At 53.8% G+C, this 15,038-nt stretch carries 12 protein-coding genes; 11 read left to right on the top strand and 1 reads right to left on the bottom strand.

What is annotated here, in order from left to right; genetic code table 11:
* From ACFQE9_RS15125 to ACFQE9_RS15080, 11 genes are all read left to right on the top strand, one after another.
* The coding region (locus tag ACFQE9_RS15125) for a hypothetical protein (protein ID WP_379746611.1) at positions 1–1,056 on the top strand (1,056 nt) is incomplete at its 5' end.
* Entirely contained in the window at positions 1,053–2,174 is a 1,122-nt protein-coding gene (locus ACFQE9_RS15120; protein ID WP_379746608.1) for a hypothetical protein, read from the top strand. The genes ACFQE9_RS15125 and ACFQE9_RS15120, both read left to right, overlap by 4 nt.
* A complete protein-coding gene (locus tag ACFQE9_RS15115; RefSeq protein WP_379746606.1) occupies positions 2,167–4,401 on the top strand; it encodes a VirB4 family type IV secretion system protein in 2,235 nt (744 codons plus the stop codon). The genes ACFQE9_RS15120 and ACFQE9_RS15115 overlap by 8 nt, the downstream gene beginning before the upstream one ends.
* Positions 4,394–8,212: an ATP-binding protein gene (locus ACFQE9_RS15110; protein ID WP_379746603.1), complete on the top strand. Its 3,819-nt coding sequence runs from the start codon at positions 4,394–4,396 to the stop codon at positions 8,210–8,212. Before ACFQE9_RS15115 ends, ACFQE9_RS15110 begins: the two co-directional genes overlap by 8 nt.
* The gene (locus ACFQE9_RS15105; protein WP_379746600.1) at positions 8,209–9,090 is read left to right on the top strand and encodes a bifunctional DNA primase/polymerase; all 882 of its coding nucleotides are present in this window, start codon (positions 8,209–8,211) and stop codon (positions 9,088–9,090) included. The genes ACFQE9_RS15110 and ACFQE9_RS15105 overlap by 4 nt, the downstream gene beginning before the upstream one ends.
* A complete protein-coding gene (locus ACFQE9_RS15100) occupies positions 9,087–10,607 on the top strand; it encodes a primase-associated protein (protein WP_379746597.1) in 1,521 nt (506 codons plus the stop codon). The genes ACFQE9_RS15105 and ACFQE9_RS15100 overlap by 4 nt, the downstream gene beginning before the upstream one ends.
* A gap of 735 nt (positions 10,608–11,342) precedes the next feature.
* Positions 11,343–11,714 carry a hypothetical protein gene (locus tag ACFQE9_RS15095; protein ID WP_379746594.1) on the top strand — a complete coding sequence of 124 codons (372 nt, stop codon included), beginning with the start codon at positions 11,343–11,345 and terminating at the stop codon, positions 11,712–11,714.
* 223 nt (positions 11,715–11,937) lie between these two features.
* The gene (locus ACFQE9_RS15090) at positions 11,938–12,549 is read left to right on the top strand and encodes a hypothetical protein (RefSeq protein ID WP_379746591.1); all 612 of its coding nucleotides are present in this window, start codon (positions 11,938–11,940) and stop codon (positions 12,547–12,549) included.
* Positions 12,527–12,757 (top strand): DUF8150 family protein, encoded by a 231-nt coding sequence (locus tag ACFQE9_RS15285; RefSeq protein ID WP_465261101.1) that lies wholly within the window; start codon positions 12,527–12,529, stop codon positions 12,755–12,757. Before ACFQE9_RS15090 ends, ACFQE9_RS15285 begins: the two co-directional genes overlap by 23 nt.
* Before the next feature lie 473 nt (positions 12,758–13,230).
* Complete coding sequence (locus ACFQE9_RS15085) at positions 13,231–13,521, top strand: hypothetical protein (protein ID WP_379746588.1); 291 nt, start codon at positions 13,231–13,233, stop codon at positions 13,519–13,521.
* A 185-nt stretch (positions 13,522–13,706) separates the two neighbouring features.
* The gene (locus ACFQE9_RS15080) at positions 13,707–13,997 is read left to right on the top strand and encodes a hypothetical protein (protein ID WP_379746585.1); all 291 of its coding nucleotides are present in this window, start codon (positions 13,707–13,709) and stop codon (positions 13,995–13,997) included.
* 171 nt (positions 13,998–14,168) lie between these two features.
* Here the strand turns inward: ACFQE9_RS15080 and ACFQE9_RS15075 are convergent, their stop codons facing one another.
* Positions 14,169–14,534, bottom strand: coding sequence for a hypothetical protein (locus tag ACFQE9_RS15075; protein WP_379746582.1), 366 nt, complete (start codon positions 14,532–14,534; stop codon positions 14,169–14,171).
* Between the last annotated feature and the right edge of the window lie 504 nt (positions 14,535–15,038).

Genomic DNA, 15,038 nt, shown 5'->3' with positions numbered 1-15,038 from the left:
GACGTGGTTCTGGAGGGCGCCAAGGACGTCGTCGATTGGGTGACGGACGTGTTTATGGAGGGTGTCCACACCGGATATGACACCCTTTCAGTGGAGCTCTTCGGCACTCCCACACCCCGGACGGACAGTCCATTTGTCTTTGGGAGTCCATCGAATGAGCCCTGGATAACGCTCTACGAGACGCTCGTTGGGGGCGAAATCATGATCCTCGCTCTATTGACGCTGACCATCTGCGTTCAAGGACGACACACCATTCGAATCTTCAACATCGGGAGTGCCTACGAGAGCCGGAAAACGCGAAAAACGGCGTGGGCGGGCGCCTTTCTCATCATCACGTGGTACTGGGTGAGTGCAGTATTCCTGTATCTCGTGGATGGGTTCACGATCGCCTTGCTGCCGAGTCTTGGCTCGTTGGCTCGGGTGATGATCGATTTCCTCTCTGCGTCCCTCTCCAATCCGGGCCTGTCGTTGATCTTTGCCATCGTTGGGGGAATCTCGATGTGGTTGCTCCAGGCACTCTATTACATCCGTGAGGTGCTGTTGTTCGTCTATATCTACGGCATGCCGATCGCCTTGGCGATCGGATATGGTAACGTCCCGGTTCTGTCTGAGATCGCCCTCGGGTTTGCAAGACGGTTCGTCCCGCTTGCGGCGCTGCCACTCCCCGCTGCAATCGTATTCAAAGGCTATGATCTCCTGTATACTGGAGGGACGTTCACTCCCGCGAACACCTTCCTGAGATATCTCGTTGCGATGTCGCTCCCGATGGTTGCGGTCTTCATCACGTGGCGGACGTTCAAATATGCGACACCCGTGACCGCGAAAGTCATGAGTGGTGCGACGAAGGGGGCGATTCTCGTTGGGGGCGTCGCAGCAGGAGCCTATGTGGGCGGTGGGAGTACAGCTGCTGCAGCAGCCCGATTTGGACCGAAAGCTGCTGCGGGACATGCGATTGCGCAGCGAGTGACACAACGGAATTCTGTCGACGACCAGGCAGCGTCCACTCCGTCGTACAGACGTACTGAGAATAATCCTGAACGAGACACTTCCAGATGACGACAGATCAAGACGAAGCGGCACGACGTATCATGGATCAGTTCGGTGAGGCCAGTCGGATCCCCTATCTGAATATCGAAGAGGGGGATATCGGTGTCATTGTCGGGTTGCCGATCGTGGGGTTGTTTTTCGCGAGCTTTTCCGGGTTGAATTCGCTCGCATTACCGCTGATGACTGGCGGGTTGGGGATCGGGGTTGCGATCGTCTTCATGACTCCAAGCCACCTGAACGCGTGGACGTGGATAACTGACGTCTATCGCTACCTCAAGCGGCCGACGCACACGTTCGCAGCGCCGGCAGATCCGGATTCGGAAACGAACGAGACGGAACGATCGCGTGGTGGATTAGCGAATTATACGCCATTCAAACCGGATGAGCGAACGCAGGACCTCACCAACGTCAAACGTGCATGGCCAGGTGCTGGTGCCATTCAGCGTGCTGACGGAACGATGGAGGCCTTCATCGAGATCGACCCTGGGAACATGGACTTTGCGATGGCGTCTGATTGGGCCAAACTCCACGAAACGGGTGAAGGGTTCGCGAATAAGGAACTCGATTCGAAAATCAAGCTCCATACAACGACTCGATCGTTTCCCGTCGATCGAATCACGGAAAATATCGAAGCTCGGCTGAACGACGAGGATGTTGCTGCAAATCCTGCGCTTCAGGAGCTGCTCGAGGAATATCGCGAGAAGCGTCCACAGGAAATGCGTGACCGAGGGATTCAACAGCACCGGTACTATCTCGGTGTCCAGGCACGACCGCTTGAGGTGTATAACCGATCGAAAGACGAGGGGACACCCGCAGAAAAACTGACGGATTTCCCCGTCATCGGGTTTCTGTTCACCCCGTTTGTGACTCGTCGCGAGGACTTGTCGGAGGCTGAACGACGCGCAAAAATGTTCGAGAAACTGGATACGCGAGTCAACGAAGTCCGATCTGAATTCATTCAACAGGCATCAGGTTGGTCGGCTCGACGGCTCAGTACCGTCGAGCTGTTCATGTTGAATATGGACTTCTGGAATGGGCACGAACACGAATACGACGAAGCCGGACTCGCAGTTCGAAACCAACCGATCGTCGGTCAGTCTCAACGGAGAACCGATACCGATGAGTAATGTTCTCTTGCAAGGTGGCGAGATCGTCTCCATCCTTGGTGAGTGGCTTTCGAACCCCACCTCGTTGGAGGGAGCGATGCTCTATGGCGCCCTCGCATTTGTGTTCAGTATTGAGATCAAGCGACGGTGGAATTCGTATACGCAACCTGCGAGTGATGGTGAGGCGGACGATGAAGAACCAGAAGTAGATCTTTCAGCGATGCTGGATGAGGAGACGCTTAGTGAGGCTGACGCTGAGGGGCACTTCCTCGACGACGTCGAGGAGTCCCACCAGACCGTGACAGCACCAGCGGCGATCGAGTGGGAGACGCGAGCGGCATGTGTCGGCGAGGAGTGGACGACGACGCTCTATATCGCGGATTATCCCGACCATCCAAATGACGGGTACCTGAGTAACCTCTTCGACATCACGGACGTAAAATTCGATCTGACGGTCCACATCACGCCGAAGAACCAGGAACGAGCTCGTAGCGAGCTACAGAATCTGGCCGATGATCTTCAGGTCGACGCCGATCTCGAGAAGAGCGTTCGGAGTGCGTACCTCCAAGAACGGGCCGATGAGGCCAAATCGACGTATACGGCGGTCGAGGCTGGGGCTAGAGTGTTCGATCAGGCGATGTATGTCGTTGTTCGGGCGGACGGGAAGGAGGAACTCCGAAACGACGTCCAAACGGTCAAGAGTGCGCTCAGAGACGATCCCTCGAACCTGACGCCGAAGACGGCCATCTGTCGACAGGACGTCGCTCTCCAATCCGCGGCGCCGATCGGCCACAACGAGTTTGGGCGAGCGTCGATCGCGCTCGGCGGCGCCATCGGTGCGTTGCTCGCCTCACCTCACAATGCGACGATTCTCGAGGAGGATGGTGTCGAGTTCGGCGTGCAACGTGACAACCAGAGTCCGGTCGTGATCGATCCGTTTTCGCGAGATAACGGGTATGCGATGTTTACTGTCGGCGATACCGGTTCCGGGAAATCATTCAGCTCGAAACAGAACTTCATCAGGTCGATCGAGAAGAGCCGGGATCGAATTGGGATTATCCTGGAGCCGTTGAATAACTGGGCTGGCGTGTCCGAAGCGCTGGGTGCGAAGCGTATCACGGTCGGTGGGACGCTTGGATTGAATCCCCTCGAGATCCGTGAGACACCGGCCCACATTCAGCGAGCGATGGGAAACGATGCGAGTCCGTTCAACGAAAAGCTCGATGACGCGATGAGCTTTCTGACGAACTTCTTTGCGCTTCGCGGCATCTCTCTCGGCGATCGACGAACGACGCTCGAACTTGCGCTTCGGCGTTCGTACGCTCGGTGTGACATCTCCGAGGACATCGCGACTCATTCCAATCTGAGTCCTACGATTCGGGATATGATGGATGTCTTTGAAGACATGATCGACTCGCCCGAGGACTTCATCGTTCGTTCCGAGGCGGAAACAACGAAAATCCGTACGGATGCCACGTGGCTCCTCGATCAGCTTCGCCCATTCGACGAGGGTGGTCGCCACGAAAATCTCGGGGAGCCGTCGGAGTTTGACATTCGTAACGAGAAAGTGATCTACCTCGATCTCGCACAACAGGAAGGCAGCGTCGGAAGCAGTACCGCACTCACGATGCAGTTACTCATCTCGTTGGTCTACGAACGCGCGAAGGTCACGGAAAAGCAGGTCGTCTTCTACATCGATGAGGCTCGATACATTATGCAGGATGCGGCGAGCCTGTCGTTCTTGGAGACCGTCTTCCGGCATCACCGCCACCACGATCTCTCGATCCGATTAGTTACACAGACTGTCGACGAATTCTTCGAACACGCGGAATCCGAGGCAATTCTCGATCAGTGTGCTGTCAAGCAATTTCATCGGCTTGAGGGGATGGACCAAGAGTGGGCAGAGGAATTCGGCATGAACTATCCGCAGATGCGGTTCGTTCAGGATGCAGTCCCGGGAAACGAGAAAAATGGCTTTTCAGAAGCATTGGTCGGCGTCGACGGCGAGTGGCGAGGCATTCAGGTCAAAGCAATGAAACGCGAGAAGGAAGTCATAGACTTCGATCCGGAATCTCACGCTGGGTCGGTGGTCACTGGACTTGGCGAGGATGGAACGACAAGCGAGTCACATCCCAGTAATTCTCCAACCGATCGACCTAGGCCGGCCGATTTACCGGAAGATGTTGATCCAGTTTCCGCGCTGTTGAGTGATAGCCCGCAAACGGAGTCAGGAGGACACGATGAGTGAGTATATTCGAGTGCGGCCAACTTCAGAAGAAGTCGACCCAGGACGCATCTCGCGGGTACTCCAGAGTCTTCACAAACTCCAGCCGAAGTCCGAGACACGCTGGCAGAAACTCAACCCATTCCACGGGACGCCGGCACCCCGATTCGAGTTCCTCATTCTCAGTGACGGACTGGATGCGCCGATCGAATTTCTCTACGGTGTCGATAATGGACTCGACACGCTTGAGAAGCGTGTAAAATCGATCTATCCGTCGACGTTCCAAATCAAACGGCTTGAAGTCGATCTCTCGAAACGTCTCATCGAGCCCGAACGACTAACGCAAGCAGAGTTTCTCGAGCGATATGAGGCATCCAAGCTTGCATACGACTTTGGTCCGGACGAAGTGATCGAGATCACCGATACGGACCTCGAAGTAACGACAGTCCAGGTTGAAACGGAAGAGGGCGAATCAGCTACGGTTGAACACGTTGGTGATGGATTCGTTCGGATCGGCGAGCAGGCATTCAAATTCAATAAACCCGTCTCTCTCCCAGATGATGGCCCTCTAACTGAGATTGAGAAACCGACCATCACTGAAGGTGGGATGATCTTAGCGAGACCAGCAGTCGATGCTGCCTCTCCACTTGGAGTCCGATGGTCCGGTTCTGCGACTCGCAAACGCGATTGGATGACGTCACTGACCCCGATTACTGCGCCCAATTCTAGTGAAACTGTTCAATCTGTTACCGAACCAGGTGCTGCGCTGACGTCGCTAATCGATCACTTGACGAATGCTGAGACCCCGGTCGCTTTTCAGGTCGTATTCGAGCGATATCCTGATTGGCAGGACAAGGCGGATCTTCGCAAGGAAGACCTCGTTGACGGTCGGGATACCTTCCTCGGACGACTTATCGGACCGTGGCTCGGGACGACCGAGGATCCCTCCCGACGTCGTCGAAAAGAACGGCATCTCAGCACATCCGTATCCAAACGGATCGAGTATCTCGACATTAAGAATGCCAAGCGGTCCTATACCGCCAACATTAGAGCTATTGCGCTCCCGACTGAGGAAAATCGAGATAGCTGTGACGACTGGATGGATTCGCTCACCACGGTACTTGATCCACTTGATGGTCCGTTTTACGAGTTGAAAGGGAACCGCATCCGAGATCGCGGTATTCGAGGAAAAACCAAAGAGCGAAAGGCAAACGCAGAACTTCGCCGTCTTCTCGATCGTGAACTCGTAACCGGTCGTGGAAAAACTCGTCCGGACCTGATCCTTTGTGGAGCTGAACTTGCGAATTTTGTCCTTGTTCCGTCTTCTCACGTGTTATCCGTTGCGGGAAAACGTGGTACTCGGGCCACCCAACAGAGTCAGCACCCCTTACAACAACCTAACCCCGATATGCTTGCCGAGTTTGACGACGGGATGTCGATCGGCTATCCACTGGATGAAAATGGAGAGCCGAGTTCGGAGCCGATTCGAATTCCGCCCCAATTGCTGACTACCCATTACATGCGAGTTGGGCCGACGGGAGCTGGCAAATCAATCTCCATAGAGTCTGATCTTCAGACAATCCGTAGAACAACCCACGGTCCAAATATCGTCATCGACGCAAAAGGTGATGGGATGTGTAGAGAATACTTGCAGTGTCACTATTCCGAATTTGGCAATCTCGATAATGTCTATTATTTTAATCTACCTGATATCCTGCCCGCATTCACGTTCTTTGATATTAGAGGAACATTAAACGAAGGTCGCACTCGCGAGGATGCCATCCAGGATAAGGTGGATCATTTCCACGAAATTCTTCGGATGATTCTCGGCGAAGAAACGCACGATTCTGCATATGTTTCAAAACAGATTATTTCATCTCTGATCAAGGCGTTATTCGATAAGGAGTTCGGGAGTGACGTCTTCGACTTATCCGACCTGATCGACGCCGCGAACATAATGCAAACAGAGAAAACGATTCCACCGATTTCGACGGACAATGACAAAGTCGAAGAAGAGCTAATCCGACACTTCAGCAACGATGAGAAGCAATTCCAGAACATTATGAATGGTGTTGGGAACCGATTACACGCCCTCACAGAGAAGCCCCATATCTATCGAATATTCACCCACAATCCGGGGAGTGAGGATACTGATAGTCACTTTGACTTCAGAGACATTCTAGAAGAAGACATTACGATTCTGTTTGATACTGGTGAATTGCGCCCAGAATCACAGAAAGCGTTCACATTGCTCGTGTTGAGCAACTTGTGGGATGCTGTTCAAGTACGGAAAAACGATGGTCGGTCGGATTACGAGTATTTGACCAATGTCATTATCGAAGAATCCGCACCGATCGTCTCTTCCACCATCGTCTCGGAACAGTTACTCCCGATGGGACGATCATTTGGTCTGTGCCTCGGGCTAGTGATGCAGTTCCCGGAACAAGTTCGAGATCGAAGTGAGAGAGCCTACAAAGAATTACTCAATAACGTTCGAACCAAACTCATTTCGAATATCACTCCCGATAAGGACCTTGCTCGTTCGATGGTCCACGAAGATCTTGACGCTGAAGAACTCCGAAATCGGCTCAATTCCCTCCCGAAGGGCGAATGGATCGCGAAACTCCCGAGCCCAAAATTTGGAGATGCTGCCCCATCGCCGTTTTCACTCAAACCACTTCCAATTCCCCCAGGACATCCCGAAAGTGAGCATCCGCTCACGGAATCTCAAAAGGAACACTTCGAGAATACCGCCTATCCAACGGTACTGGACCGGACGCAGGCCTTATACGGGATTGATCGAGAACTGTCTGAGGGGTCCGGATGGGGAAGTGCTGAAACTGGAAGTTCGTCTTCAAATACACCCGACTCTGTCTCCTCCGATCTCTCTCAATCCTCATTTATCGATCAGCAAGCCGCCGTGAAGCAACCCCTCTCAGACGAGTCACCCTTCTCTCAAACTGACGAAACCACTCCAGATTCCACGCCCGATACTGATCCATCGTTTGGCGTACTTGGTGAGGCCGATGAAGCCAATAGTTCTCCGGAGTCCTCAGTTACTGAAGCAACTGAACCACCGGAGAACGGCTCTTCGCCGGTCAAATATGGGGGGATATCGGTTCCCGACGATGAGCTTCAAAATCGTGGCCTCACTCGCGATGATATCCGGTTCTTAGATCACGTCTTGGAGGTGATGAACCGAGAATCCTCTGAGTATACACTCCTTGATGCGATGCGTTCCCTTCGCGATGAGTTTGAGGATCTTGACCTCCAGCGCCTTCGAGAGCAGGGTCTCCTCGATGAAGCATCCGCTGCCGGACGCAAGTACTACACTGTCCTTCCAGCGGGTCGCGAACTGCTTGGCAAAAAGCTACGAGTCGGTCCCGGAAAGGGGGATATTGGTGAGAAAACGCCCCACAAAGTCGGCGTCAAACTCCTCGAGGTATGGATCGGCAACCAGGACGACGTCGTTCGAGTTGAACCGTACTACCAACATTCCGAAGATGCGGTATTCGACGTGGCCGGATTCGACGTCGACGACACGTTGATCTGGGCTGGTGAAGCGGAACTCCACAGTCACAACCGGGAAGCACCTATCGATGATTACGACAAGCTCAGCGATGTAGATGCACACGTCGTCTGGGCGTTCAACAAACGCGAGACGGCCATTGAAGTGCTCGACTGGCTCGCAGACGCCGATCGAATCGAAGCGAGTGTGAGCGGCCGTGACGCTCGATCGTTCACGTCGATCCGAGACACGATCGAAGAGTTCGATGCGGCGGGACTGACAACGATTCGCAGTTTCAAAAACCTCGACACGGAGGTCAATTCGTGACGTGGCGAACCGCGACTCGCGAAGAGATCACCACCTACTACGAGGAGGAATTCCCCACCTATCTCGACGATCTGCCGCCGTTTATTACCGCTGGTGGGCCGAAAGAGTACGCCATCGCCTTTCGTGATCCGTACCCCGTTCGAAAGTCCGACGTTCCGGACAAAGAGTTTATTCGCAGAGCTACGTGGCAGACGGACGCGTCCGGAGAACGAACTACGCCCCAGTTTGAAACGATCGACGATGTTCTCGAGTTCGTGCGCCACCCAGCTCGCAACGACCCACTAACCGGAAGCCCCTACATCCTTGCTGATCCGAGCTTGATCGACGGATTAGATCCGTCTCCTGATGCAGTATACTACGCGTTGAATCACTGGGATCGTCCCTGGATCATCTTGGTCGATATCGACGCGAAAACGATCGCGCAAAATCGGGCCGAGGAACTGGTTGCTCCCGACGACGAGAGCCAGTCTGATGACGTCCTCGAGGCGGCAGGAATCCGTGATGCGGATCCTGTCGGGTATCCATATGCCTTCGAGGACGTCGATCGAGCTATCGAGTACGGATTCGCAGTGCGTGACATCTTTGAGGATGACTTCGACGCCGACGAGACGATGGTGATGTACACCGGACAGGGCGTCCACGTTTACCTGCTGGATGGCGACCCTGCACACAGATACGACGAACAGAGTCGTGAGGTGCTGAACGATCTGCTTCTTGACGGGTACGGGATTCCGATCGATCCAGTCGTAACTGCAGATCGACGTCGAGTAGCGCGGTTACCTTACTCGCTCCATGCGGAGGTCTGTCGCGTCGTTCAGCCGATCGACAGTCCGCATTTCGATGTGCAGTCGGCGACCCCAGAGAGGTTCGAGTCGTGAGCTCGAGTCCCCCCGTCGATGATGAAGAAACGGCGTATCGAGTGATCTCGGTACCTCTTGAGTACGGTACTCACTCCATCAACCAGCTATTCACTCGGGGCTACGATCGATACGTCATCGACGGCGTCGATCAGCCGGCGGACCTCCTCAACGATATCGGGCGTTTTGGACGCGCCGCGTTCAACGAACAGGTCCGGGCTGATGCGCTCGAGGATCCGTTCGTTGATGAGCCAGGATTGCTTGCGGTCCTCGCCACACTTAGCGCAATCTGCGTGAAGGGTCATCCGAAGTTCAAACAGTCTCCTCCACGGACGATCCAGCCGCTTTACGACATTCGCGAGCTATACGTCAACAATCTCGCCTCATTGCTTCGAGCATACGGGAATACATCGCTGTATCAGGATATTGCCGAGATACTCTATCAAAAACAGCCAGGTGCGGATGGACCGCATCCGGGCCGTGTCTGTACCGACATCAAGTCGGTGCCAGAGTTCGGCCCTGGACTATACCTCGAGATCCCGATGGTAGCAGCATCACGAGATTGTCTCGTCCGTTCGGGGACGTCTACAGATGACGATGAAGATAGCGAAATTCTGTCTCGGGTTCGAGACAACAATCTGTACGTCCCAGTTGGCGACTTTGACGAAAAGTATCGAAGCTACGGCAAACGTGCCTTCAAGAAGCTCTTGACAGTTCAGGAACAGGGCCTCTCTGAAGAGCAGCGAACGTGGTTGACGACCAACGAATCAGAAATCGCAGAACAGATCTCCGGATTCGTTGAGACAGGGAATTACGATCGTCTCTGGCGAAACTGGGACCGTGGGACCCGGACCATCCGCGTTCTTCGACGTGTACTGACCGCTTCCCCTGCCGAGACCGTTCAGCTGGGGGAGTTTCATACGGCGAACGAGATCTACGACGCGATCGATGCATACACCCCCGAAAACGATTGGGAGTCCACGGTCATCAACCGGATCTCCAGTCCGAGCAGTCTCGCGAAGAAACTTGCAAATATCGAGTCACACACTGCGGTTACGATCGATCGTTCTGACCGAGTCAACACGTACCGGATAGCCCGGAGTAGCCACAGATCGACACAGCTCGACGTCGACCAACTGGAGGACCTGTTCGAACTCCCGTGTCTGGCCGCTATGGAAGAACGTCTTCACGAGAGGAAACCTGTCCGAAAAGACCTCTACAACTTTGCCCGGATGGTCATGTGGCTCCCCCAGTACCAAGACAGGACACTAGATGCGATCGTCGCCGATCTCAAAGACGTCTTCTCCAGATGGCCGTGGTACGATGAAGAGAAAACGGACTACCAAGTTCGCTACGAGTTTTCGAACACTATCGGTGGAGAAACACCGCTTCCGATGAACTGTGGAAACGACGATATGCAACGGTATTGCGTTGGTGAGGATCAGTGCCCCTACTCGATCTGGGGGAGTCTCCCCTTCCCCGACGAGATGTACGAACAGATCGACGATTTGTCTGGGGAATTTCACGAGGAATTCTGAGGGGAACCTTTGGTACACTCAGGTGTCTCCCTCTTTCAGTCGATCAATATAGGGGACTCATAGATCGTTCAGCATCTCGGAAAATTTTCTTGGTGTGACGATGTCGATTCCACGGAACAACTCATAATAATAGAAATTCTCTCTAACTATCTCGTTTTCCACTTTGAACTCCCCGTCGATCATTTTTTTAGATAGTAGAGCCCCTCTACGGTTCATTCTATTCTACTGCGTTATTTTACTAATCGTTTTGCGGGACCCGCAATTATTCTGTAAATCGGCACTACCCTTGGTTTGAGTCACTCAATACCCGATTTTGTAGGACTTATGCTGTCGTCGAGCCGTTCTGATGCTTCCGGCCCACCTCCGATATGGCGTCGACGTCTTTGAAAGAAGATTAAATCCAATCGACAAGGCTCTAATTGATTCTGAGGCCGTTATATTAGGATGTTTATTATCAGTATTGTCCAAATATACACTCCCTATTGACTGTGCAGTTTCTACTCTCACGCTTTGGTCAAACAGCTATCTCTCCGAACCCGCCTGCGTCGATCTCTCAGTATGCCGAGGTAACGTCGACGTCGCTCCGCAGGAGTATTTTTTCTCCCCCAGAGGGGTGCGGGAGCACGCAGTAAGCTCTCGTATAGACCAATGTCTTTAGACAGTACGTTCGACGACGTCGAGGTACAGGATATCCCGAGACAGTCAGAAGTCGCACCATCGTGGGCGAATCTGGACGTGGCGCTTCCCACCGATCGAAGTCCGACGTCGATCGTCGCGTTGGTGGAGTGTGCGCTCGTCGAGATGACGCATGAACCAGTCGGCGCGGAGGTCATCTCGTGGCACATGTGGGGTGTGAAACGGACGCAGTACATCGCCGTCGACGGTGTTGGTGAGACGTTCACCAAGCGGCACTTCGACGAGCGACTCGGGTGGAGTGCAACCACGATCGACCGCGAGACCGTTCGCGATGAGCTGATCATCCAACTCACCCGAGGCTCACACCGAGATCGAACTGCGGCTCTGGACCAGGATTCATCTGTCGGTGGTCTCGACAGATTCCGTGTTGCGCCAGTGCACGTTCTCTGGAAGCATCCGAACATGGAGTAACCAACACGATCGGCGGAGTTCGCGAATTGTTGGTTAAGAAGATGTCTTCCTCACGTCACGAAATTTCGATCCGGGTGTTCCACTCCCTTGGCTTCGAACCCAATCAGATCGGAGGGAATGTAAGTCATGATACCGAAGAAAATCCAATGAATGAGTGTCTCAATACACAAATGGATAGAAGTGACCCAACACTCAGTGTATCCGTATTCCGTGGTGGAAACTGATGGAACTCAGTGACGACACACTCTCACTTTCACGAGAGCTTTCAGAACTCGACAAAGACGTACTCGACTTCACAGCGATCCTCGATGCCTGTAACGTTGACTACGTCATTGTTAGCGGGTACGTCGCAATTCTCACGGGGCGATCTCGCTCGACGGAGGATATCGACGTCATTCTGGAGCCCCTGTCTGAAACGGAGACTGAGGAATTGGTCTCAGAACTCAAAGATCGGGGGTACTGGGGAATGGCCATGCCACTTGATGAGATGTATTCAATGTTGAACGAGGGGAGCCGTATTCGAATTGCAGAGGACGGCAAGATGTATCCGAACTTCGAGACGTGGTTCGTCTCAAACGACATTGAGCGCGAAGCTCTCTCGAACCCCCTCACGGTCACATTTTCTGATGGCCAGATCAAGATCAGTCCGCTTGAACTCCAGATTGCGTACAAACTCCGACTTGCACAAGCTGCAGACAGTCTCAATGGCAAGGATTTCGAAGACGCCATCCATCTGTATCTGACGTTCGAGGAACGATTTAATACGGAGCAGCTTGAAACGTACGTCAAAGAGTTCGGAGTCGAGAACTACTATGCAGAACTCAACCGCGTTTGAGGATGATCAACGCCGGAACATGGAACAACGGCGTGCGATGATCAAACGGTGGGCCAAGTACGTTCGGACGCACGACGATCAAGAGTGGTCACGCCAGCAAAATCGACTCATCAACTCTCAACTCCAGTCTGCAAACGATATGGCTGCGTCTGGAGAGACAGATCCCGTTCGGTTTGCGGCCGCTCGAGATCGAATTCGTGACCGCTGATCGTCTATCGGCGGGGCAGACGAATGCCTTGGGATGGTCGAAGGTACTACGGCACGTAGTATCTAAGAATATCCCTCAATACCGGTGAGTGGACCTTTTGACGCTTCCCACTGCAGTCCTAGAAAGTCGATAGCCTCCTTCAAAATCTCCATGCGGTGGACGCGTACCGGAGCAGTAGTACCCCAAAGAATCCGAACATCGCTCCAGCATACAGTGCAATTACCGTCGATCGGACGGAGACTCCCTGAGAGGACACAAAATACACTTTCACAGACGAAACAATGGAGATAGACGTTCACAGGAATCCGCCGAGACCGTTTGGCGACGACGACCGGTCGGCGTCCTGGAAGCCGATTTCACCGTTGACCAACAACGAGACGGAGCACTCCGTAGTGTTGGTTACGACTAACGAGCCCGGAGTTTCTGTGCGCCTGAATGACTGAGGCGCCCTACGGTGCACTCGTGTGATTATGATGAACGGTACAGACACATTCGGTGATGTATCATCCGACTACGAACGGTTCGAAGCAGAACTCCTCGCTCAGGATCAAGATGCTGTACACGTGGTGGTAGCGGACCTCGAGGACAGGGAAGCCCACCTTCTCGTGAACACTCTCGTCGACGACGGTCTCGTCACACCGGTTCCGAACGAACGGGTTCTCGTCCACGAGCCAAGCGACCAAGCATTCAACTCGATCGTCCAGCTCGCTGTGTTCCACCGTGGTTGGACCACAGCCCTCGACGTCGATGCGAAGACGGAATAAGACGTCGACCTCTGAGTTCGCTTTCGTGCCACAGGTTCTGGTGGGGATATGGAAGAGAGATTCACCGTGATCGACGATAAGTCACCCATTCGGCCCACGTCGATTTCCGTATCGGAACGGCGTCGGTGACGTGTGGGCAACGATCCGTCATCGACCATAGCCGACGGATTGCGACGCTGTCAGCGTTGGCGATCGCCAAACATGATGCCGAAGTCGATCAACCCAACGAGGGGAGAGAACCTGACGCGATGCTTGGTGGACTGGCGATCCAGTTTTATCGAATGCACGAGAAATTTGACTCTATGGTCTCCCGCGAAAACACGGTCGGAATCGGATTTATCGCACTGGCGATAGTGCTATTGTTTGGACTTGATAGCGTAACTGAGCCGCCACCATGGCTGTCTGTTGCTGTGATACTAGGTGTCGGAGTGATTGTACCGATATTAATTAATGAGTATCTCGATGGTGGGGAGTAAGACAGTGCGGGAGTGGCAGTTCTTTTAGAAATCCAGTAGCGGATGAGTTTTGACATGATTGCGGTCTGTTCAGAGGACTCACGAATCACTCAGTACAGGTGAATCACTGAACAAACCACGTACCAAGCATCGGGTGACTGATCGCCTCAAGAGACCCGTAGATCGCCCGGTTCACTTGCTATCGTCGGATTCGTTGGTAGCCGTCGATTCGACCGGGAAGACCTGCGTGTCAGGTGCGTCGAGTGGGCTGTCCGAGCCGGTCAGCCACACGGTGAGGTAGACGACGCAGGCCGCGATGACAGCAATAGGAAGCTGGAGAGTGAAAACGCCATAAATGAGTGTGACGATGATCGTTGCGCGAGTGGCCGTCTTTCGGTTGGTACCCCCGTAGTACGCGAATGTTGCGACGACGAAGGACGCGATCGCAACGCCCGTGCCGAGAAGGAGTTGTTGGGCGATAATCACCGAGTAAAGGAACGCAGTGACACCAAGCAGGACGAATGCTGCGACAATGTGGACACGTTTCAGGGAGGGCATGCAACTGATTTTCTCCACAATATGGTAAAAAATGCGTGTTCTCAATTTGGATAGAAACTGAACACCGCGACTGTAGTAATAAATACGCAGAGTTCAGAAATTGGTTGTTTCAGCTTATTTCCTACCGAAAGCAGAGGATTTCAACAGAGTCACTAGCATGATTCCGGAAAGGTAGTCAACTACAATCTAAAACTCCCCAACGGAATTCACCACGAAGTATCTGTAAATTCCTCAGGAGTCCTCAGTAGAACGTACCAGCCGATCGTCGACGGCGGTTGGTCGGTATAACGAGACGGATCGCCCCGCTCGCCGCGTGCCGCCCGACGCCTGCTCACGGCTCCCTTACGGTCGCCGTTCGCGTCGAGGCGCTCCCAGGGTCGCGCCTCTTCGCTCGCGACCGACCATTCCGGGCGTGCGGGCGCTCTCCGCACAGCGAGCGCCCGTTCCGGGCTAAAGTGCATGTGCCCTCGACGCCAGCGGGTAACCGCAGGGGGCTGCGCTGCG

It is taken from the genome of Halopenitus salinus, from assembly GCF_042662125.1.
Lineage (GTDB): Archaea > Halobacteriota > Halobacteria > Halobacteriales > Haloferacaceae > Halopenitus > Halopenitus salinus.
The sequence above is the reverse complement of the archived record's forward strand: the minus strand, read 5'-3'. Positions and strand labels throughout refer to the sequence as shown.